This window comes from Aquimarina intermedia (assembly GCF_008124785.1).
Taxonomy (GTDB): Bacteria; Bacteroidota; Bacteroidia; order Flavobacteriales; family Flavobacteriaceae; genus Aquimarina; species Aquimarina intermedia.
The window spans coordinates 53,862-75,825 of sequence record NZ_VNHU01000004.1 but is presented as its reverse complement, the minus strand read 5'-3'; the positions used below and the strand labels follow the sequence as shown (position 1 = coordinate 75,825).

General features: G+C 36.8%; 25 protein-coding genes. 15 read left to right on the top strand and 10 right to left on the bottom strand.

All coding sequences use genetic code 11. The features are described from left to right. Positions 1 to 271: 271 nt before the first annotated feature. Complete coding sequence (locus BD809_RS07660) at positions 272 to 649, bottom strand: hypothetical protein (protein ID WP_148782389.1); 378 nt, start codon at positions 647 to 649, stop codon at positions 272 to 274. A 355-nt stretch (positions 650 to 1,004) separates the two neighbouring features. On the opposite strand from BD809_RS07660, the gene BD809_RS07655 reads away from it, so the two are divergent. Further along, positions 1,005 to 1,463, top strand: coding sequence for a hypothetical protein (locus BD809_RS07655; RefSeq protein WP_148782388.1), 459 nt, complete (start codon positions 1,005 to 1,007; stop codon positions 1,461 to 1,463). 160 nt (positions 1,464 to 1,623) lie between these two features. Further along, the gene (locus BD809_RS07650) at positions 1,624 to 2,106 is read left to right on the top strand and encodes a hypothetical protein (protein ID WP_148782387.1); all 483 of its coding nucleotides are present in this window, start codon (positions 1,624 to 1,626) and stop codon (positions 2,104 to 2,106) included. A 401-nt stretch (positions 2,107 to 2,507) separates the two neighbouring features. On the opposite strand, the gene BD809_RS07645 is transcribed toward BD809_RS07650, so the two are convergent. The 9 genes from BD809_RS07645 to BD809_RS07605 form a co-directional block, all read right to left on the bottom strand. After that, a complete protein-coding gene (locus BD809_RS07645; RefSeq protein WP_148782386.1) occupies positions 2,508 to 3,209 on the bottom strand; it encodes a sulfite exporter TauE/SafE family protein in 702 nt (233 codons plus the stop codon). 3 nt (positions 3,210 to 3,212) lie between these two features. Continuing rightward, the gene (locus BD809_RS07640) at positions 3,213 to 3,659 is read right to left on the bottom strand and encodes a FixH family protein (protein ID WP_148782385.1); all 447 of its coding nucleotides are present in this window, start codon (positions 3,657 to 3,659) and stop codon (positions 3,213 to 3,215) included. Between the two features lie 140 nt (positions 3,660 to 3,799). Then, positions 3,800 to 5,224 (bottom strand): cytochrome c oxidase accessory protein CcoG, encoded by a 1,425-nt coding sequence (ccoG, locus tag BD809_RS07635; RefSeq protein ID WP_148782384.1) that lies wholly within the window; start codon positions 5,222 to 5,224, stop codon positions 3,800 to 3,802. Between the two features lie 173 nt (positions 5,225 to 5,397). Beyond that, entirely contained in the window at positions 5,398 to 6,285 is an 888-nt protein-coding gene (locus tag BD809_RS07630) for a cbb3-type cytochrome c oxidase N-terminal domain-containing protein (protein WP_148782383.1), read from the bottom strand. Then, positions 6,282 to 6,467, bottom strand: coding sequence for a CcoQ/FixQ family Cbb3-type cytochrome c oxidase assembly chaperone (locus tag BD809_RS07625; RefSeq protein ID WP_148782382.1), 186 nt, complete (start codon positions 6,465 to 6,467; stop codon positions 6,282 to 6,284). Before BD809_RS07625 ends, BD809_RS07630 begins: the two co-directional genes overlap by 4 nt. A gap of 2 nt (positions 6,468 to 6,469) precedes the next feature. After that, a complete protein-coding gene (gene ccoN, locus BD809_RS07620) occupies positions 6,470 to 8,674 on the bottom strand; it encodes a cytochrome-c oxidase, cbb3-type subunit I (protein ID WP_148782381.1) in 2,205 nt (734 codons plus the stop codon). Positions 8,675 to 8,678: 4 nt separating this feature from the next. Next, positions 8,679 to 8,867: a cbb3-type cytochrome oxidase assembly protein CcoS gene (ccoS, locus tag BD809_RS07615; protein ID WP_148782380.1), complete on the bottom strand. Its 189-nt coding sequence runs from the start codon at positions 8,865 to 8,867 to the stop codon at positions 8,679 to 8,681. Between the two features lie 58 nt (positions 8,868 to 8,925). Continuing rightward, entirely contained in the window at positions 8,926 to 11,364 is a 2,439-nt protein-coding gene (locus tag BD809_RS07610; RefSeq protein WP_148782379.1) for a heavy metal translocating P-type ATPase, read from the bottom strand. A 74-nt stretch (positions 11,365 to 11,438) separates the two neighbouring features. Continuing rightward, the gene (locus BD809_RS07605) at positions 11,439 to 11,663 is read right to left on the bottom strand and encodes a hypothetical protein (protein ID WP_148782378.1); all 225 of its coding nucleotides are present in this window, start codon (positions 11,661 to 11,663) and stop codon (positions 11,439 to 11,441) included. Positions 11,664 to 11,835: 172 nt separating this feature from the next. Between BD809_RS07605 and BD809_RS07600 the strand changes: the two genes are divergently transcribed. The 13 genes from BD809_RS07600 (at position 11,836) to BD809_RS07540 (ending at position 21,948) form a co-directional block, all read left to right on the top strand. Then, positions 11,836 to 12,681, top strand: a complete 846-nt coding sequence (locus BD809_RS07600) for a universal stress protein (RefSeq protein WP_148782377.1) — start codon at positions 11,836 to 11,838, stop codon at positions 12,679 to 12,681. Between the two features lie 24 nt (positions 12,682 to 12,705). Next, complete coding sequence (locus tag BD809_RS07595; RefSeq protein ID WP_148782376.1) at positions 12,706 to 13,563, top strand: universal stress protein; 858 nt, start codon at positions 12,706 to 12,708, stop codon at positions 13,561 to 13,563. A gap of 5 nt (positions 13,564 to 13,568) precedes the next feature. After that, positions 13,569 to 14,426, top strand: a complete 858-nt coding sequence (locus tag BD809_RS07590) for a universal stress protein (RefSeq protein ID WP_148782375.1) — start codon at positions 13,569 to 13,571, stop codon at positions 14,424 to 14,426. Between the two features lie 69 nt (positions 14,427 to 14,495). Continuing rightward, the gene (locus BD809_RS07585; protein ID WP_148782374.1) at positions 14,496 to 15,344 is read left to right on the top strand and encodes a universal stress protein; all 849 of its coding nucleotides are present in this window, start codon (positions 14,496 to 14,498) and stop codon (positions 15,342 to 15,344) included. A 108-nt stretch (positions 15,345 to 15,452) separates the two neighbouring features. Continuing rightward, positions 15,453 to 16,304: a universal stress protein gene (locus BD809_RS07580; protein ID WP_148782373.1), complete on the top strand. Its 852-nt coding sequence runs from the start codon at positions 15,453 to 15,455 to the stop codon at positions 16,302 to 16,304. Between the two features lie 25 nt (positions 16,305 to 16,329). Then, positions 16,330 to 16,728, top strand: coding sequence for a hypothetical protein (locus tag BD809_RS07575; RefSeq protein ID WP_148782372.1), 399 nt, complete (start codon positions 16,330 to 16,332; stop codon positions 16,726 to 16,728). A 24-nt stretch (positions 16,729 to 16,752) separates the two neighbouring features. Further along, positions 16,753 to 17,607 carry an ATP cone domain-containing protein gene (locus BD809_RS07570; RefSeq protein ID WP_148782371.1) on the top strand — a complete coding sequence of 285 codons (855 nt, stop codon included), beginning with the start codon at positions 16,753 to 16,755 and terminating at the stop codon, positions 17,605 to 17,607. Next, positions 17,604 to 18,968 carry an MBL fold metallo-hydrolase RNA specificity domain-containing protein gene (locus tag BD809_RS07565; RefSeq protein ID WP_148782370.1) on the top strand — a complete coding sequence of 455 codons (1,365 nt, stop codon included), beginning with the start codon at positions 17,604 to 17,606 and terminating at the stop codon, positions 18,966 to 18,968. The genes BD809_RS07570 and BD809_RS07565 overlap by 4 nt, the downstream gene beginning before the upstream one ends. A 144-nt stretch (positions 18,969 to 19,112) precedes the next feature. Then, entirely contained in the window at positions 19,113 to 19,517 is a 405-nt protein-coding gene (locus tag BD809_RS07560) for a hypothetical protein (RefSeq protein ID WP_148782369.1), read from the top strand. A gap of 110 nt (positions 19,518 to 19,627) precedes the next feature. Further along, complete coding sequence (locus BD809_RS07555; protein WP_148782368.1) at positions 19,628 to 20,071, top strand: Hsp20/alpha crystallin family protein; 444 nt, start codon at positions 19,628 to 19,630, stop codon at positions 20,069 to 20,071. A gap of 204 nt (positions 20,072 to 20,275) precedes the next feature. Next, the gene (locus BD809_RS07550; protein WP_148782367.1) at positions 20,276 to 20,719 is read left to right on the top strand and encodes a hypothetical protein; all 444 of its coding nucleotides are present in this window, start codon (positions 20,276 to 20,278) and stop codon (positions 20,717 to 20,719) included. A 31-nt stretch (positions 20,720 to 20,750) separates the two neighbouring features. Beyond that, positions 20,751 to 21,275, top strand: a complete 525-nt coding sequence (locus BD809_RS07545) for a hypothetical protein (protein ID WP_148782366.1) — start codon at positions 20,751 to 20,753, stop codon at positions 21,273 to 21,275. Then, positions 21,268 to 21,948 carry a hypothetical protein gene (locus BD809_RS07540; RefSeq protein WP_148782365.1) on the top strand — a complete coding sequence of 227 codons (681 nt, stop codon included), beginning with the start codon at positions 21,268 to 21,270 and terminating at the stop codon, positions 21,946 to 21,948. The genes BD809_RS07545 and BD809_RS07540 overlap by 8 nt, the downstream gene beginning before the upstream one ends. Positions 21,949 to 21,964: the final 16 nt, after the last annotated feature.

Here is a 21,964-nt window from a genome sequence, read left to right as displayed (position 1 = left end):
CGCTAAGATTACCTATCGTTCGCTTACAGACAATCAATATAAAATTATCTATGTCGTAGATGAAGCCAAAGATCTCATCAAGATCGCTATGGTCTTAATTCCATATGTGATCCCATATCAAAAAAGAAAATATAATCTTTAAATCATCGGTGAATTAAATCGATAAAGGGTATACGATGTACTACGTTTATTTTCTCGTTTTAAAAAACCAAAATAAACAAACCTATATCATCTTAAACGATATAGGCTTATTCAAACGGAAATTACATATTCACTTAGAACTAATCTTTTTTGGATAGGCGCCTGTTTTAGCGATGGCTTTATATTTTTCAGTATTGGTATCCCAAATAAGGTATCGCGCTGCGTACCCCGGTTGACAAGCCGTATTGGTCACATATTCATTCCCTTTGCTGGCCCACTGCCAGTTGTTACCTGTTATATACTCAGTATCCGTTTTATTTACGTTTTCATATAATCCAATCCAATCGTACTTGCCCACTGCAGTGGCCTCCCAATATAAGGTAAACCAACCTTTTTGATTTGGACCTAATCCCACGGTTGCTTGTGATGCTGCTTTAGCTGTCTCCACTTCGCCACTAGCCAGCGCTTTCATCGCTTCCTCCGGATTTTTAAAATCTTGCTCTTTCATTTTTTCTATCTTTAATTGTTAAACAAATTCAAGCTATTGTGAGGTCCTTTAGTACTGGTATGCTAAAAGCTATAATTCTTTCCACCCACAATCAATTCTTATTCTATAGTATAAAGATCAGATTATTAAGGTGTAGATAAAAGAGCGTAAGTACCCAAATATTATAAAACGTATAAGTACGTGCTCTTCAGGATTTACCCCTAAACCACATAACCTCATGTCGATACCCTAAAACAAAATGCGAAAGCAACCCTTTCAAAAAGGGGTTTTATCCCCTTACCACTTTCGAATAAAGATCATAGTTTTGCTCCAACTTATAAAACGGACTACTAATTATTTTTTTAAATCAATTCATGTGAATTTTTCGGATAAAGAGTTAAACGAACTGGACGCGCATATTCAAGGGATCCAAAACATTATAAAAGCAAAAACCTTTGCACTATCGTCAGAGCAACGAATACATTATAGCGACATTGCTGATCGTAATAAGCAGATAGTAGATCAAGTTATCACCTATATGGGGAAGCATCCTAAGTGGGTTCCCAACTTTATCGATAAAGAAGAATTTGATCGTGATTATTTGGTGGGCAAACACATCGAGGCACGTATTACTTTACTACAAGAATTAACACAACAGTTAATCGATACCAAGACGTTATTGGATCATGACAATTATAACAACACCTTGAGTTTTTACAGAATGGTGCGCTACTATGCGACCAAAAATGAACCGGGAGCTCACACCGTATATCAAGACATAAAGAAATTATTTGGCAACGTGATCATGGATGAAAACATGATGGTTGCAGATTAAAAATTTTCCTTTTACCCTTAGTTTTCAGAAAAAGCCGCAGTGATGCGGTTTTTTTTATTTTTCAGAAGAAATTCATGCGCATAAAAAAAGGGTATTTTTCCCCTGATAAAAATCCATTTATAGGTAGTAGCTTTGGTAAGTATAACCAAAAAACCTAACAATGGCTTTAGAAAACCTAATTAGTGTCAGCTTCTCTGACAAAGAATTAAAAGATCTCGACACACATTTAAACGCTTTTAAAACGATCCTTAAAGGAAAAACCGTGAATATATCTGCGGATCAAAGACAGCAATATGGTCGTATTGCCAATCAAAACAAATTGATCGTTGACAAAGTAAAAAACTATATGGAGCAAAACCCGGAGTGGGTGCCCAACTTCATAGATAAAGAGGAGTTTGATCGTGATTATGCAGTACGCAAGCAGATCGAGGATCGTGTACATTTGATGGAAAATCTAACGCAACAACTCATAGATACTAAAACACTATTGGATCATGATAATTACAACAATGCCTTGAGTTTTTATCGTATGGTGCGTTATTTATCTAAAGAAAATGAACCCGGAGCAAAAACGGTGTACGAGGATATGAAAAAACTCTTTAACAGAAAGCATTCAAACGAGGATACCGATCCATCGGAATAACGATTTTATCCATTTACCCTTACGTTAAGAGAAAGAACCGCAGTGATGCGGTTTTTTTGTGCTTATAGCCTCTCTTTAACACCCTTATAGGTGTTCCCAAACTATCTCGAGCCTTGCTTTAAGTACTTCGAAGCCTTGTGTTAAGGCCTGTAACCCCTGGTATGAACCCAAAAAAGGGTCATCAAATGGGCTATAAGGCCATAATGAACCCCATAAAACCTTTAATGAAGGCCAAATAGTCTATGTGGAGAGGGGTAATAGTTATTAAAAGCATTCATCGAATTACTTCGGTGAGGGGTCAAGGGGGTAGGTGATAGGGGGTACCCCCCTTATCAAGATGGGGTCAACATCAATAAATAATAACAAGAGTATTGGCTATAAAGAATATTTGCTAAAAGATTCTAATGACACTCCATGTCGGCACTTACTTCAGCTACGGGAGCTTTAGGTGATACATAAGGAATGCCCAAACCTAGGCCTCTTACGATAAAAAGGAGCCCGATGATAATCACCAGCACCGGAATCATTTTTTGCAGACGTGCACGTACTTTTACATTCAGCATACTTCCGGCGTAGACCGCAATCGTCATTAACGGGATAGTACCTACACCAAACAGCATCATATATACACTACCCTCCAGTATAGAAGCACCCGCCATCGCACCAAATACCGCCATATATACGAGTCCGCAGGGCAGTAAACCATTTAAAAATCCAATGGTCAAAAATGTATCAGGGGTCTTCTTTTTTAATTCCTTGCCCAGGGCGGTTTTTAGCTTGGATAGGAGACGATATATAGGTTTTGAAAGGTTGTATTTGGTAAAGGTTTTGGTTGGCAGTATTATCACTACAATCATTAACAACCCTATCACTATGGATAATTTTTGTTGTAAGCCGAAAAGGTATAAGCGTTCGCCAATGGCACCAAAAAATAACCCTAAAATCCCGTATGCCAACAGCCGACCCATATGATACAGGGATAGCTGAAAGAATTTTTTAACGGGCTCACGATGATTTAACGGAAGCATAAAAGCAATAGGACCGCACATCCCAATGCAGTGGAAGCTACCCAATAAACCTAATATGATTGCCGAAAGATACATGACTTACAAAGTGATATGTTGTTTGAATAAGTAGTTTGTTCCCTGATGCGTCCAGTTGACATCCACATTCCACCGACCGTCGATTAATTCTGAATTAGGGATCAGTAGGGTGGGGCTGACTAGTTTTATTGGGATCTCAAAATCTAACTTCTTATTTGACGGACGGTACAGCGTAACAATCCCCGTAATTTCTTTGAATTGAATATCCGCGGGAAAGTTGATAACTATACCCTCTACTGTTTTGGCGATGGTAATGTTGGTAGTAAGAGCGTTGCCTTTTTCCTGAGCAGTAATCTCTTCTTGAAACGCCAGTTCTTTTTTATAATATTCTTCGGTAACCAAATCATGTTGGTATGCCGTATTCGTATTCATCCGAATCACAAAGAATAAAATAAAGGATATAAACCCTATAAATGCAAGTACAATTGCTGTTCCCCAATTAATTTTCATAGTTACTTTTTTTAGGCACTAGTTAGTAGCCATTAGGCACTAGTTGTTAGGTTTTTCTCTCTGTTCTCTCTTCTCATTGTTCTCTTCTCTCTGTTCTTCACGCTCTTATGCCTTTTGCCTCTTCACTTTTTCCTTGTTGACTACCGATAACTACGCGGACCGAGAAACGCGGTGGTGGTGGTTTCTATCAATGTATCTGAGCTATAGACGCCGATGCGAAGTTTATCTTTATCGCCGCTAAGGGCAGCACTATTAATCTCTATAAATAAAGTACCTTCTGCCAGTCCCTGTTTGGGAACGATAAAATTTTTATGAGTTACGACTTTGATAGTACCTTCATGCGATAATAATTTAAAATGTACATCCGGGATAGCTTCGGTTGTTTTGTTTATTAGTTTAAACGTATATACATTACTTATAATGTTATGTTCTTTATGTTCATAGAGTTGTCCGGGGAGTCGCAAGATGTTCGCTTCTATATCATTGCGCAGAAACAACATACCGCTTAAAATTCCGGTAAGAATCACTAAAACAGCAGTATTTCCCTTTAACCGCGGAGTAAACGTAAACTTTGCTTTTTTGGCAATGTTCTCTTCACTCGCGTAGCGAATGAGGCCTTTTGGCAGATTCACTTTTTCCATCATATGATCACACGCATCAATACAGGCGGTACAATTCACACACTCTAATTGGGTACCATTGCGAATGTCTATACCGGTAGGACATACGTGAACACATTGAAAACAATCAATACAATCACCCTTTCCTGTAGCTGGGCGACCTTCATTTTTCTTAAATTTAGCCCTTCCAGCTTCTTTTTCTCCTCGCTTATAATCATAGGCCACCACAATTGATTTTGAATCCAACAGCACCCCTTGTAAGCGTCCATAGGGGCAAGCTATGATGCATACTTGTTCACGAAACCAAGCAAAGACAAAATAAAAAACCAGTGTAAAGATCACCAGAGAGATCAGCGTACTCACATGCGCAAAGGGACCATTTATAAAGATGTATTGTATGAGTTGGTCACTGCCGATGAGATACGCCAGAAATACGTTGGCGATGAGAAATGAGATAACAAAAAATATAAACCATTTAAGTAGACGTTTTTTAATCTTCTCTGCATTCCATGGCTGTTTATCTAACCGAATTTGCGAACCACGATCTCCGTCAATCCAATATTCGATACGCCGAAAAACCATCTCCATAAAGATGGTCTGCGGACAAATCCATCCACAAAAAATGCGACCAAATCCAACCGTAAACAAGGTGACAAATACAACTCCGATGAGCATGGAAATAACGAATAAATGGAAATCCTGTGGCCAGAAGGGTGCACCAAAAGTATTAAAGCGTCGCTCGAGCACATTGAAGAGAAAGAGCTGATTACCATTGATTTTGATAAAAGGAGCAGAGAAAAGAAAGATCAGCAATAGATAGCTTACCCATTTACGATACGTATAAAACTTACCACTTGGTTTTTTTGGATATACCCAAGCACGTTTCCCCTCGTCGGTCACGGTACCTATGCTATCTCTGAATTTTTCATTTGTCGGTGTATCCAATGTTTTTTCTTTATAGTTTTTCTAGGCTCTAGGCACAAGTTGTTTTAGCCACGAGCCACTAGTTCTTAGTTTTTGCTCTTTGCTCTCTACTCTCTTCTCTTTTCTCTTGTCTCTTGTCTCTTGTCTCTTGTCTCTTGTCTCTTGTCTCTTGTCTCTTGTCTCTTGTCTCTTGTCTACTTCCCAACCACTTTTGTCCAAAGTTCACCTTGCGGCTCTTTGGGTTCTGACGGCGTAGTGCCATTAAGTGAAAGCACGTAACTTGAGACCTGCGCCATTTCTGCCGGTTTAAGAATTTGTTTCCAGGCGACCATACCTTTACCATCGCGTCCACCTTCAGATATGGTATTGAATACATTTTTGATTCCGCCGCCTAGAATCCAATACGCATCCGTTAGATTGGGTCCGATACCACCGCCGCCATCTGCTTTATGGCAAGCCACGCAATTGCTTTCGAATACAGCCTTACCAGCTTTTAAATCAGCGGGATCTGTCAGTATGACTACCGAGTTTACATCCACAAAATTTTTGGCAGTTCTTTTATACTCCGCAATAGCAACTTTGGCTTCGGCAACTTCAGTTTCGTATTCCTCGGCTTGTGTATAATCATCAAAGACATGAAAACGAACCATATATACAACAGCAAACACGATGGAAGCATAAAAACCATAGACCCACCATGGGGGTAGGTTATTATCAAGCTCCTTGATACCATCATAATTATGGTCCAGGATTATTTCTTCCTCTTCGTCAACAGGAGTGCTATCTACCAATTTGAGATAGGTTCGTTTTATCCAGACAAATTGTTTTGCTTTACGTTCGCTTTCGGTTGTTAAATACCGTTCTTGTGCTTCCGGTTTAAGCGATCTGAAAAGGATGCTTTGTAAAGCAGCCACACAAATCTCAATAGCTACAGCGATTAGCAATACGATACTCATAACCACCCAAAAAACCGGCTGCGTGACTAACGAGTTTTCCCTGGCGCTGTCTTGAGTCAACAGAATTAAAATATAGGTGATGCAGACAAATGCCAGTACTCTAAGGTAGGATGATAGTGTTCTCATGTAATATCTTGATTTTTAGTTTCTAATGGTAGGTTACTTACTTCTTTGATATAAGCTTTATTTGCAGTGAATATCCACCAAAAGAGCACTGTAAAGAATATAAAAAAGATGAGTAGTGAGATCATTGGATAGATCTCGATACCGTCGATACTTTCCATATGTCCTTTTATAAATTTCAACATGATTAGTTAGCGTTAGATTCAACAATCATTTCTTTATTTTTCACTTTTATATCCGTACCTAGGCGTTGGATATAAGCAATAAGCGCCACGACTTCTCGATTGCGCATCTCGACAAACTCTTCACCGTTCTCCTGAGCAAACTTTTTGTCTGCGTCGTAAGCTTTAGCAAAATCAGGATCACTGTACAGATTTTTCTCTATTTGCGTTGCCTGTTCGTCCATCCATTGTTGTGCACGATTAATTTCTTCTATGGTGTAAGGAACTCCCAGCGTTACCATAGCTTCCATTTTGGTCTCTGTATTGGTACGATCCAACTCGTCAATTATCAACCATTTATAGCTTGGCATAATTGATCCGGAAGACGTACTTTGCGGATCATAGAAGTGATTAAGGTGCCAGTTATCAGAATACTTTCCGCCTACGCGGAAGAGATCCGGACCGGTACGTTTACTTCCCCATAAAAAAGGGTGATCATATACATATTCTCCCGCTTTTGAATATTCCCCATAGCGTTCTACTTCACTACGGAAAGGCCGAATCATCTGCGAGTGACAAGAAACACAACTTTCTCTGATATAAATATCCCTTCCTTCCAGTTCTAAGGGCGTATAAGGTTTGACACTTGTGATGGTTGGAATATTAGACTCCACAAGTAGGGTAGGCACAATTTGTACAGCACCCCCAATAAGAATTGCGATGGTAGCAAATATGGTAAGCTTTACTGGTCTACGCTCCAGCCAGGTATGATAGCCTTCGCCCACAGTCCTATGTTTGGTAACACGTTGTAAGGGAGCAGCTTCAGCCAGTTCATCTGTAACCTTACTACCACTACGTATCGTCATGATTACGTTGTACAACATGACAAACGCACCCAGGATAAAAAGACTTCCGCCAATGGCGCGCATCCAATACATGGGAATGATTTCATTGACAGTTTCTAGAAAGTTACCGTAGGTTAAGGTTCCATCAGGATTAAATTGTTTCCACATGGACGCTTGCACAAAACCTGCAACATACATCGGTAAGGCATACATTATGATTCCCAGTGTACCAATCCAAAAATGAACATTAGCGAGTCCGACAGACCATAGTTTAGTTTTTGTCATTCTCGGTACTAACCAGTATACCATCCCAAAGGTCAAGAAACCATTCCAGGCAAGTGCTCCTACATGTACGTGTGCGATGACCCAGTCACTAAAATGAGCAATAGCATTTACATTTTTAAGCGATAACATAGGCCCTTCAAATGTGGCCATACCATATCCGGTGATAGCCACCACCATAAATTTGAGCACAGGATCTGTTCGCACTTTATCCCAGGCACCACGCAGCGTCAACAATCCATTGATCATACCGCCCCAAGAGGGAGCGATCAGCATGATAGAAAAGGCAACCCCCAGATTTTGCGCCCAATCAGGTAGCGAAGAATATAGTAAATGATGTGGCCCTGCCCAGATATAGATAAAAATTAGTGACCAGAAATGCACAATCGATAAGCGGTAGGAATAAATAGGCCTGTTTGCAGCTTTTGGAATGAAATAATACATCAAGCCTAAGAAAGGCGTAGTAAGAAAGAAGGCTACAGCATTATGACCATACCACCATTGTACCAGTGCATCTTGTACTCCGGCATATACTGAATAGCTTTTTAAGGCACTTACGGGCAGTTCTAAGCTATTAAATATATGAAGTACGGCTACGGTAACAAAAGTGGCGAGATAAAACCATATAGCCACATACATGTGCCGTTGTCTACGCCTTAAGATTGTGCCGATAAGATTCCAACCAAAAGCTACCCAAATTACTGCAATAGCAATATCGAAAGGCCATTCGAGTTCTGCATATTCCTTTGAGGTGGTGTACCCGAGAGGAAGCGTAATAGCAGCTCCCACAATAATCAATTGCCAGCCCCAGAAATTAATGTTACTTAGTGCGTCACTAAACATACGGGTTTTGAGTAAGCGCTGCGTAGAGTAGTAGACTCCTGCAAAAATCGCATTACCCACAAAGGCAAAAATAACAGCATTGGTATGTAACGGACGTAAGCGACCAAAACTAAGCCATGAGATGCCATCGGTCAGATTGGGGAATAAGAACATAAATGCCAGCAGTAGCCCGACTGACATGCCAACAATACCCCAAAGCATTGTAGCGTACAAGAATTTTTTTACGATTTGATTATCGTAGTAGAATTTTTCCATTTCCATAGTATCAGGATTGTTTTTTATTGGAAGTTGAGGGTTCAACGGGAGTTTTAATTAATTCGTCATCAAATAACATTCGTACCGAGGGGGTATAGGTGTCATCATATTGGCCGTTTTTGATGGATATGATAAACGCTATAAAAAACACAATCGCTACAAGAATACTAATCGTAAGTAAGACATAAATAACTCCCATACTTTTTTGTTTAGGATTCAAAAATACTTGTGAAAGTTTTCTTAATTAATGACATTTATCAGCTATTGAATGAAAATGACTTTTTGTGATTTTCGAGTGGAGCGACTGGTCGTATCTTGATTCTTTTCTTTGCCACCCAATTGGTGAGTAGCGTCACATAGACTAAGACAGATATAGAGCTAAGAGGCATCAATATAGCTGCGATAAGCGGTGATAATTGACCGGTAACGGCAAAGTATAAGCCTACGATATTGTAAAGAAAAGAGAGTATAATGCTACTCTTGATGATGGTAATCGTTTTTTTGGATAAGGAAGTGAAATAGTCAATTCTATCAAATTGAGCAGCATCCATAATGGCATCACAAGCGGGGGAGAACACGGCGATATCTTCGGATATAGCAATACCAACATCACTTTGAGCCAAGGCTCCGGCATCATTGAGTCCGTCGCCAATCATCCCAACTTTTTTACCTTCCTGTTGCTGTTTTTGAATAAAGTCTAGTTTATCTTTTGGCCTTTGATCAAAGTATGTCTGTATACCTGTAGGCAGCAAACGTTTTAAATAAGAAGCTTCGCCGGCATTATCCCCTGACAGTATAAATAAGCGATGCGTTCCAATTAATTTTGAGAAAAGGGTAGATAAGCCCTGTCTATAAGTATTGTGAAAGGTGTAGTGTCCTTTGTAGTCCTGATCAATAGCAATATGTACTGTCGTATCCAGATGCGAATAAGAGGTTTGTACCCCTGTAAAAGAAGCCGATCCAATACGAAGGATTATATCTTTATAGATGGCCTCAATACCGGCACCGGGATATTCTTTATAAGCATCTAAGGAAACAACTTCATTAGCGTTCAAAGCAGCATATAATGACCTACTCAAAGGATGATTGGAGGCTCTAAGTGCTGTGTTTAATAAGACCGATTGATCAGCATTCAAATCTTTACCGGTATAGAATACGGCATCTCCGGTGTTAGTAGTCATGGTCCCGGTTTTATCAAAAACAAGCGTGTCCAACTGAGATAAACGCTCTATTACAGTACTGTTTTTGAGGAAAAAACCTTGCTTTCCAAAAATGCGTAGCATGTTACCCAGTGCAAAAGGTCTGGCTAGCGCTAGTGCACACGGACATGCGATTATTAGAATGGCGGTACATACTTGTGCTGCCTGACTGGCATCTGCATATATCCAATAAGCAGTAGCTATACAAGCAATCATAAGTATCGTGATTGTAAAATATTTACTAACGGTGTCGGTGATATTAGTATACCGCGAGTCTTTATCTTGATTAAATACATCGTTGCTCCATAGTTGCGTCAGATAACTCTGTTCTACGGATTCTAAGGCTTCAATTTGCAATGCTCCTGCACTTTGACGGCCTCCGGCAAATAGTGAGTCTCCTAATTCTTTATGAACCAAATTACTTTCTCCTGTGACAAAGCTATAATCGATTTGACCATCCCCTTCAATTAAAATGCTATCTACCGGAATAAGTTCATGGTTACGAATAAGCAATCGATCGCCTTTTTTAATATCATAGATTTGAATAGTTTCTTCTTTCTTATACCTGTCGGAAGTAATTCTGGTAACTGCAATAGGAAAGTAGGATTTATAATCCCTTTCAAACGACAGAAAAGAATAGGTTTTCTGCTGAAAAAACTTACCAAGTAATAAGAAAAAAATAAGTCCGGTCAGGCTATCGAAGAAGCCCGTTCCCCAATCCATAAGTATCTCAACAGTGCTGCGAGTGAAGAGTACTATAATTCCCAGTGCAATCGGAATGTCAATGTTGAGCACACCTGCACGTATGCCTTTGTACGCTGAAACTAAATACTCCTGACCGGCATAAAAAACTACCGGTATCGAAAATGCCAGCATGAGATACCTAAAAACGTACTTGTATTGATCTAACCAAAATTCGGATACTTCAAAATACTCGGGAAAAGACAAGAACATCACATTGCCAAAAGCAAAACCCGCAACACCCAATTTATAATATAAACTGCGATCTATACTTTTTTTTATTGTCGCATGATCGTCAAGACTAATATAGGGTTCGTACCCAATAGAACTCAGTTGTAAAACCACCTCTTTGAGTGAAAAATTAACTGCGTCGTAGGTGATTCTAACTGTTTTTTTTGGAAAATCGATTTGAGAATTTTTGATCTCACTTTTTAGCTTATGTAAATTTTCGAGGATCCAGATACATGAGCTACAATGAATCTTTGGGATATACAGGGTTACTACCTGCGTAGTTTCATCGGTGAAGTCTAAAAGTTTATGAATAATTTCGTTAGAATCTAAGTAATCGTACTTCCCTTTAATATCAACAGGTGTACTACCCGGGGTCTGTTCTAAATCATAGTAACAGGTAAGGTCATTATCAGTAAATATCTCGTAGACGGTTTTACAACCGGAGCAGCAGAATATTTTTTCATCAAATTGAATAGGCGTCGTATCACAAGAATCTCCGCAATGATAGCATAAGGAATCGCTCATAAAGAACTTTTATATGCAAAAATCCAAGGAAATCGAATAGTATAATATGATATATATCAGTAAAAAGTAACTATCTATTCTATATCCTTTATTGTGTGATCTTCATACCAATCATCAAAAGTCTTCGTGGACGTACGTTTATCTGTTAGAATATAATATACCATCCAGATAAAAAATAGGTGTCCGCAGCAGACCGTTATATATACCCAGAAGAATGGAGCATTATAGGCCGATAGTATTACTACAAGTAAAAGCAGCAGGGTAGCTAATGATATCACAGCTTTTGTAATGGTACGCATTTCTTTAAACTTTGATGTTCTTTTTAAAGTTAAGGATTTCAGCAGGGTTTATTTATAAAGTTATGATAAAAGTAAGCGGTTACTGATTGTATTTGCGAAGCTGATAAAAGTCATAGTTAAGCAGTACAGATACCCATAGATTTGTAACCAACGTCGTTTTAAAATCTGCCTGATGAAAAAAATTATAGTTCCCACTGACTTTTCTGATAACGCATTGAACGCCTTACACTATGCTGTAGAACTTTTTAAGTATGAACGATGTGAGTTTTTTATTATGCATGCTTATGCTGATGAGGTATATGATAATAACAGTGTAATCTCACGTGAGCTATTAGATGATTATAAGGCCTCGGTGCTTCAAACGTCTGAAAACGCGCTAGCTGCATTACTTAAAAAACTCGCTGAAATATCACCTAATCCGAGACATACCTATAAGACCTTGTCCAGATTTGGCAACTTGGTAGATGAGACTAATGAGTTGGTAGACGAACAAAATATTGATGTGGTTATTATGGGAACTCGCGGTAAAACCGATGACCGTAAAATCACTTTTGGAAGTCATACCCTTCAGGTATTAAAATATGTAAAATGTCCTGTGTTGGCCATACCTTCAGGATATAACTATATCCGGCCTAAAACCATTCTGTTTCCTACTGATTTTAGGTTGCCTTATAAGCGTAGAGAGTTGAAAATTTTGCATTCTTTATCAAAGAGTTATCGATCTATTATCCATTGCTTATATGTATCCAAATTTGAAAAATTAGCTATTCGTCAAGAAGATAATAAGGCTTTTCTAGAGGAAGCGTTGTCTGATAATGAAATAAAATTTCATACACGAGATTCTGATGATTTAACAACGGCAATCAATACATGTATTGATGATTACGGAGCTCAAATGCTTGTTATGATTAACTCAAGACATTCGTATCTGGAAAGTATATTATATCAATCAACGATAGATAAAATAGGATTGCATTTAAAAGTTCCTTTTTTCGTTATGCAGAATCTAAGCAGATAACTACGTAATTTTAAATCTAAATTTATGAAAAATGTTTTATTACCCACTGATTTTTCTGACAATGCGATGAACGCCATTCGTTATGCTATGCAGTTGTTGAAGAAGGAAGAAGTTACTTTTTATTTACTAAATACATTTACACCGGTATCTTACCACACAGGCTATTTGATAGAAAATCCAACCTTATATGGAATGGAGGATGTGGCTATGATGAATTCTAAACGGGATATCGAGCGAACAGAAGATAAGATAAAAGAAGAATTTGATACTTCAAACTTTACATTTGTGCGATGTTCTGCATTTAATACGTTGATAGGTGAGATTAAGGAGATGATAGATAAATATTCTATAGATCTTATCATTATGGGCACTAAGGGAGCTACCGGTGCGAAGGAAGTTTTTATAGGTACGCATACAATGTATACAATTAAGAAAGCTAAATGCCCTGTGTTAGCAGTTCCTGATAATTTTGAATATGAAAAACCACTTGAAATACTGTTTCCTACGGACTTTAATCTGCACACTACCAATGAATTTTTACCGCTAATCAAAGATATTTGTGAAGATCACGGATCCCGATTGAATATTTTAAATGCGTATTACGGGGTTAAGTTAGATGCACATCAAGAAGAAGTGAAAGCATATCTAGACGACTATTTCAAAACAAATGCCCATATATTTCATATTGCAGACGGTATGGATGTGATGGAAGCTGTTGAAGATTTTCAGAAAAAAATAAAGATTAATCTGTTGATTATGATCCATAATCGTCATTCCTTCTTTGAAAACTTGCTTTTTAAACCGGTAATTAATCAAATCGCTTACCATACAAATATTCCGTTTTTAGTGATTCCGTCAGAAAAGCGGTTACAATCATCCTAGAGCTTATGCAAACTGATAAAAGAATATTGATTCCAACAGATTTTTCTGATAATGCATGGAACACTATTGTGTATGCGATGCAATTGTATAAAGGCAGCTCATGTCAATTTGATATTGTTCATGTCTATGATGTACATCCTTCACAATTAGCTACCACCTTAAGTTCACAACGGATTGGATTTTTCCAGGATTTGATAAAAAAAGAGTCGGAAGCGGGTTTAAACAGTATCTTAGATGATATATCCAACTCGTATCCGGATTCCACGCACGTGTTCAATGTTCATTCAAGAAAAGGGGATTTTGTTGACGTTATTAAGGATATGGTAAATACACAAACGTATGAGCTAATATGCATTGGTACCAAAGGAGCAACGGGAGCCAGAGCTTTATTTTTGGGAAGCAATACACATAGTCTCATTAAAAATGTTGATAGGTGTCCAATTTTAGTAATTCCTGATGAAGTGAATTTTTCACCCATCCGTTCTATTGTATTTGCTACCGATTTTGAGAGGATTTATTATAAAGCAGAAATAAAACCAATTAAGAAAATTGCAAAACAGTTTGGTGCAAAGGTTTGTATGTTACACATATATGACGCGCCTTCCTTGTCTCATGTGCAAAACTACAATTCTGGTGCTTTGGATAATTACTTTAAGAATCTGGAGTATGAATTTTATGTGGTCCCCAACTTTTCTGGTGTTACCAAAGGAATTACGAGCTTTATTGATGAAGAGGATGTTGAGATGTTAGCAATGATTAATTATAAACACAGCTTTCTGGAAGAATTAATTAGGGAAGCAGTGATCAGGAAAATAACATTTAATACCAAGATTCCTTTCCTGGTAATTCCTTCAGATACCTGATCTATGTCATAGTTCTGTTCATTCGATCGTAGTAATTTTATATGTATTAGATTTTAATATATAATTATTATGAAAACCATTTTAGTTCCTACTGATTTTTCACAAAATGCTTACAATGCTTTATTCTATGCTACACGACTTTTTAAGGATCAAGAGTGTAAATTTTATCTTTTAAATACTTTTGAGGTTGATACACCAATACTTACAAGTAGAATAGATACCACAAAGGGAAACGTGTTGTATACCAGACTAAGTTGTGCATCCAAAGATGGTTTGGCAGAAACACTACACGCGATCACACGGGATTGTGAGGATTATAACCATAGTTTTGAAACGCTTTCTATTTCAAAAAAATTAGTTGAAACTGTACAAAATACAATCAAACGTAAGAAAATAGACCTTGTAGTAATGGGAACCCAAGGGGCAACACGTGCTAAGGAGTATCTTTTGGGAAGCAATACCATACGAGTCGTTCAAGGCAATACGCTGTGTCCTACCTTAATGATTCCCAGTGAGTATGTTTTTACTAATCCCAAAGATATAGCCTTTTCAACCGATCTACGTCGCTTTTATGGTAAAGATGAGATTGCACCAATAACTAGATTACTGGAAATGTTTAAAGCAGAATTACACATTTTACATATTAGAGAAACAGGGAAGTTGGATGAAATCCAGCAGTACAATTATGATAAGCTCTTGGAGCATTTGGGAGATGTAGAAGTGAGTGTACATTGGTTAGAAAAACAGAAAGAAAAATCAGAGAGTATCAGTAATTATATAAGGGAGTATAACATTCGTATGCTCTTTATGGTCAATTATAAGCATAGCTTTATTGAGCGAATGACTCGCGAATCTGTAATTAGAAAGATCGGACTACACGTGGAAATTCCTTTTATGGTTATTCCTGGTCTAAGCTGATAAATATCATAGTTATATTAGGGTTGAGGGACTACTTTTATTGAGTACGATATATCTAAAGTATATCTTCTTAACTAATCAAAAATCACAACCATTAATCTCCTACAGATGAAAAAGAAAATTTTATTACCAACAGATTTTTCCATGAACGCGTGGAACGCTATTAAATATGCAATTGAACTGTATAAAAATCAGCAATGTGAATTTTATATTCTTAACACTTTTAATGCAACCGGCTATGCTTTAGACAGTATGATGGTGCCAGAACCCGGCGAAAGAATTTATGAGGAATTAAAAGAAAAGTCAGACAAGGGATTGGCTAAAATTCTCGAGCGGTTAGGGATGAGAGAGGAAAATCCCAATCATGAGTACATTCCCATTTCTCAGTTTAATACCTTACTGGAAGCCATACGGGATACTGTGGAGATGAAAGATATTGAAATGATCGTGATGGGTACTCAGGGTGCTACCAATGCGAGTAACGTAATTTATGGTAGTAATACGGTATTGGTCATGGAGAAAATAAGAAACTGTCCGGTACTGGCAATACCTAAAGAAGTTTCCTTTAAGGAACCAAAAGAAATTGTATTTCCGTCCAGTTTAAAAACTCACGTCAAACGCAGAGAGTTGGATTTCTTAATAGACATTGCTAAGTATAACAATTCATCCATCCGCGTTTTGCATGTAACGGATAAAGAAAAGCTCACTCCCGAACAGGAAAACAATAAGCAATTGCTCGAAGAATACTTTGATGGGTTAGAATACTCTTTCCACACCTTGCATAACATAGATATTAAAAGTGCTTTAAGTTGCTTTGTTGAGAGTAGACAGAGCGACATGATTACTTTTATTAATAAAAAGCACACTTTTTTTGGAAGTATTTTGTCCAGACCTATGGTAAAAGATTTGGGTTATCATTCTAAAATTCCGGTATTGGCATTACACGATTTGAGAAACTAAAAACAGAATTTTAAAAAACACACTGATGAAAAATGTAGGTATTTGGATAGATAAAGAAAAAACAAAAATTGTTGATTTAGAAAAGGACACGATTGAAACAGTATTTTCTGAGATCGAAGATTTCCATATTCAAGGAGGATCGGGCACTCGGTTTAAAGGAGGACCTCAGGATGTGGTGCAAGACAGCAAATATTTGGAAAGAGAGAAGCATCAAACAAAGGCTTATTTTAAAAAAATCATTCCTTTTCTTGATGAAGCAAATAGCATCGTAATTTTTGGTCCGGCAGAAACGGGAGAAAAGCTTAGAAAAGAGCTAAGTGAAAATCATCCTATGATCATAAAAAAGCTTCGAGAAGTGCAGAAAGCTGATAGTATGACAGACAATCAGATGAAGGCTTGGGTTAGAGAATATTACAGAAATTAGCTTTAACCTTATAGCAATGCATATATGATAACACAAGAGATTGATGTAATAAAATCTTCTGGTGAACGGGCAAAATTTTCCTTTACAAAACTTAGAAGGTCCTTGCAACGTAGTGGAGCAAATGATACTATTATCCAGCAAATCTTGGATACTGTTCGCAATGAACTTTATGAAGGGATTTCTACCAAAGAAATTTATAATAGAGCCTTTGCCATGCTTAAACAGCAAAAATCGGTGTATGCTTCAAAATACAAATTAAAAAAAGCTATTTATGAATTGGGTCCCACGGGTTTCCCATTTGAACGTTTTGTAGCAGCGATTTTGAAATTTTCTGGGTATACTGTTGAGGTAGGCAAGATCATACAGGGGTACTGCGTTTCCCACGAAGTAGATGTTATTGCAAAAAAGGAGCAGCAGCATCTATTAATCGAATGTAAATATCATAGTGAAGAAGGACGTAATTGTAATGTAAAAGTCCCTCTCTATATTCACTCGCGCTATAAAGATATCCTTAAAAAGAATGAAATTACCAAATCCTATTTCCCACAGTTCACCAAAGGATGGGTAGTGACTAACACCAGATTCACTACAGATGCTATACAATATGGGAGTTGTGTCGATTTACAATTACTTAGTTGGGATTACCCCAAGAATGATGCGCTCAAAGATCGTATCGATCGTTTGGGATTGTATCCCATTACTACATCCACTTTACTCAGTAATAGAGAGAAACAATTTTTGCTTAGTCGAGATGTCGTGTTATTGAGACAACTCATTAAAGATACGTTTTATTTAGACCATTTGGGAATATCAGATACTCGTAAAAATAAAATCATGAGTGAGATCGACATGCTTTGTAATCTTGAAAATACAATATGACAGCAATAAAAATACATTTTTTGGGAGCAGCGGAGACGGTAACGGGTTCAAAATTTTATATTGAAACTCCGCAACAAAATATACTCATAGATTGTGGAATGTTTCAGGGAATAAAGAAGTTGAGAAGTTTGAACTGGGATCCACTACCAATAGATGTTTCGCAAATTGATATAGTATTACTTACCCATGGACATTTAGATCATACAGGCTATTTACCCAGGTTGGTTCAACAAGGATTTGCAGGTGACATCATAGGAACCTCGCCAACCTTGGCTATAACCGAAATCATATTAAAAGATAGTGCAAAAATTCACGAAGAAGAAGCAGAAAAGGCTAATAAAGAGGGGTATTCAATACATGAAGTAGCGCTACCATTTTACACAATAAAGCAAGCAGAACAAACCATTCAACGTTTTAAAAACAAGAAAGAAGGGGAGTGGTATGATCTTTCAACGGATATCAGATATAGATTCAATTATAACGGTCACATACTTGGTGCTACCTTTATCGAGCTTGAAATTAATGGAAAAGTCTTGGTTTTTTCTGGAGATGTAGGACGTAAAAACGATAAATTACTCAGAAACCCTAAGAAACCTCAATGGGCGGATTATTTATTTTTAGAAAGCACCTATGGTAATAAATGTCACCCAGAAGAGAATATAGAAGAAAAATTAATATACCTCATTAAGGAGACTATTCAGAATGGCGGAACTTTAATAATTCCTTCATTTGCAGTAGAACGATTGCAAACACTGATGTATATCTTGTGGACGCTTTATAAAAGGAATAAGATTCCTAATATACCCATATATGTAGATAGTCCGATGGGCAACTCGGTTATTTCTGTGTTTGAACGCTTTTCGGAATGGCATAAAATTTCTTTACCGGAGCTGCGTAATATCTTCGAACATATTAATATCGTAACTTCTTATAGAGAGACTTGGGAAGTTATTGACAACCCTGCACCAAAAATTGTAATTGCCGGAAGCGGTATGGTTACCGGGGGTAGAGTTTTAACCTATTTAAAACAACTTATTGATAATCAAAATACCTCGGTGCTTTTGGTAGGGTATCAAGCAGAGGGTACTCGCGGAAGACAACTACAAGAAGGCGCTCACGAAATTAAAATATTTGGGAAGTATATACCTGTAAGAGCCGGAATTTTTTATGATCAAAGTTTATCAGCACATGCGGATCAATCGGAGCTATTGGACTGGACCAATGAAATTAAAAACATACCTGAACAGGTTTTTTTAATACACGGCGAAGCAACAGCCTTAGACAGCTTACGTGTTAAAATTAAGGATGTTTACAGTTGGCGAGTAAAAATACCGAATCATAATGAGGTGGTAAATCTGTGATGATTTATAACAGTTTTTGCTTTCTCCTGATTTTTGTCATAGTTAATTTGTGGTTGCTCAATTACTTTCGCTACAAGCTGCTTTAAGGATAGGATGTAGCGTGATTTTGATCCTTTTAGAGTGTTAACTTAATACGTAAGAGCTATGAGAACAGAGATGGAGATGGAAGATAAAGAAGTTAAATCCTTTCATTTAGAAGTAATGAATTGGAAAACTAATCTTCAAGCATTGGGAGTTGAACTGTATTTTCTCAAAAAGTTGCTAGCTTCCAAGGCTTTTGAGCCAACTGTACCCAATTTGTATGAGTTGTTAGAAAGATTCAATACTAAACTCAAAGATATTGAAAAAGCATCTTCTGTGTTGTACGAAAAATTGCATCAGCATGAAAATCAGCTGGGAGGTTTAATGGAATGTGATACCATATCATGTGATCACTATTACAATAAGAATCACAAAAAGATGAAATATATCTATAAGGATTTCTGTAAGATGTTTAACCAACAAAAAAATGAAATTTACAAAGTGACAGCTAATATTTTGAAACAATAATATTGTTGTTAAAATATAAATAACATGATTTTTATCATTTTATCTGAGTGAGTTAAACGGTACTTTCATATCAAAATAAACACAAATAATAACATCTAAAACTTAACATTATGTCATTAATTAATTTCAGTAAAAAACGATTTCCTTGGATCAACGATAACGTATCTAATTGGTTAGATACCAATGAATTTTTCTCTGATGATTTCTTTGTAAAAGATAGAGATCTTCCAGCAATGAATGTAAAAGAGCATAAGGACGATTTTGAGATTGAACTTGCGGTTCCGGGGTACTCCAAAGAAGATATTGAGGTGACTATGGAAGATGATATGCTCCATGTGTGCGCCAAGTCTAAAAAAGAAGAAGTAGAAGAAGATGAGACCTATACCCGTAGAGAATTTAATTACCGGGAGTTTGATAGAAAACTTCAATTACCTAATACTATAGATCAGAAAAAGGATGTCAAGGCGACTTATAAGAATGGTATTTTAAAATTTAAATTACCAAAAAAGGAGGAAGCCAAAGAACTACCAAAGAAGATCATTCAAATTGGATAGGTGTACTATAGAAAGAAGTTGTCATCAATGAGTATTAATTCGAGAAACTTTTATCTGTTTTTAAAGAACAGGAAAGCATGGATTTAATACACCATATTAACAGCTTCTTTCTACTTTTAATATAGTTTTTAATACATGTTGCGAATATGGAGGAAGGATTTATATAAATGTATCTATGAAGAGTAACAATAAAAAAACAAACAGATGAAAAGTAAAACCATAAATCCAAAATACATAGAATGGCGCAGTCCTGAAGAAATGCATGAGATTGCCCTTACCTGGATCTCTGAGTTAAAATTTATTAAAGATGAACAACATTTTTTGGATGAATTATTGGAGAGTTTCTCACTGCAGATGTTATCAGATAAAAATTTTGCGAAGAGTAAAACTGTCATTAATGGATTGTCTGATAAGCGCAAAGCAATTGAACCCATGCTCAAAAAGATTATCAATCATCACAACAAACTAACCATTTTGATGGATGGTATAAATCAGTTGGAGGAAGAGAAAGAATATAAAGAAGAGAATAGGTCGTTATACATTGAGGTTACTGAATATTTGAATGAGTATAAAGCTGTAAAGCGACAAGTTTTTGATTTGATCAAGACAATTATGAAACATAATAAACAAAAACGATTATTAAAATAGTCTTACTAACACTAATAAAGCAGCTAACTTTTTGAGAAACCTTATAAAAATAGGAATTTTGCTTTCCCTTTTGTCCGTTGCTTTTTGGATATGGTACGATTACACGTATTCTATGGATACTGTCATTCCGTTTGAGGTAAATTCTAGAGCGTTGCCAAATAAAGTTTTAATTGCCTCTCAAGGTAGTGCATTTAAAGACTCATTGGTTCAGCATATTATTAAACATTATCATAATGAACCAATTTATTTTAAAATTATTGATGCGTATACCCTTTTTACAGTGAAAATTGATAAATGGGATGCGCTCATCATTATTAATTCATGGGAATATGCGAGCCCTCCTAAAAATGTAAAAAAGTTTATTGCAAAACATCCAGATCAATTAAATAAGTTAATAATTCTCTCCACCATTGGAAGTTACAATTTCAGTCTAAAAGATGTTGATATGATTTCGGGAGAGTCTATAATAGAACATACACCTTTATACGCTAAGAAAATAACAAATCGATTAGATTCATTATTAAATGTCCATAACAACCCTAGCACACATGATTAATTTTAAACATATTTTGATATTACTTTTCGGAATCCTCTTCTCAGGCTGTAATTCCAGTGAACTTATTGAGAATTGGAAGCATCCGGATATCGACATCTTTGAAGCTCAAAAAGTCTTAGTTGTAGGGATGACAAGAGATGAAAAAAGCAGAAAAAATTTTGAAAAGAAATTGGTTAATCAACTGGAAAATAACGGTATAAAAGCGTTGGCAAGTTACAAGGTTTTTGAAACCAATTATACAGAAGATCCCAAAACAGAAAAGGAACTACTTACCTTAGAGTCTAATCTGATTGAGCAAGGGTTCGATGCTATATTAATTTCAAAAGTCGTTGGCGTAGAGGAGAAGGTGACCTTGGCCCAAGCATATAAAAATATGGATCGTATGTTTGACAGTTTTAAGGACGATTATTTTAATAATCAAAACATTTATCATAATGAAAAGTATTATGATGAGTACAAAATCTATCATGCAGAGTCCACGCTGTACTGCGTTTGCCCCGATCGGGAACGAGAAACCATATGGAAAGGTTCTATTGATATTACAGAGCCGCAACGCATAGAAAAAGCAGTAAATGATTACATAAAAGTCCTGATTTGGGCCCTCAAAGAACAAAACGTATTGATGCGTGCAGAGACAGATGAAACCGATGACCTTTTCTTTATTGATGAATGAGCAATAGATGTACGCA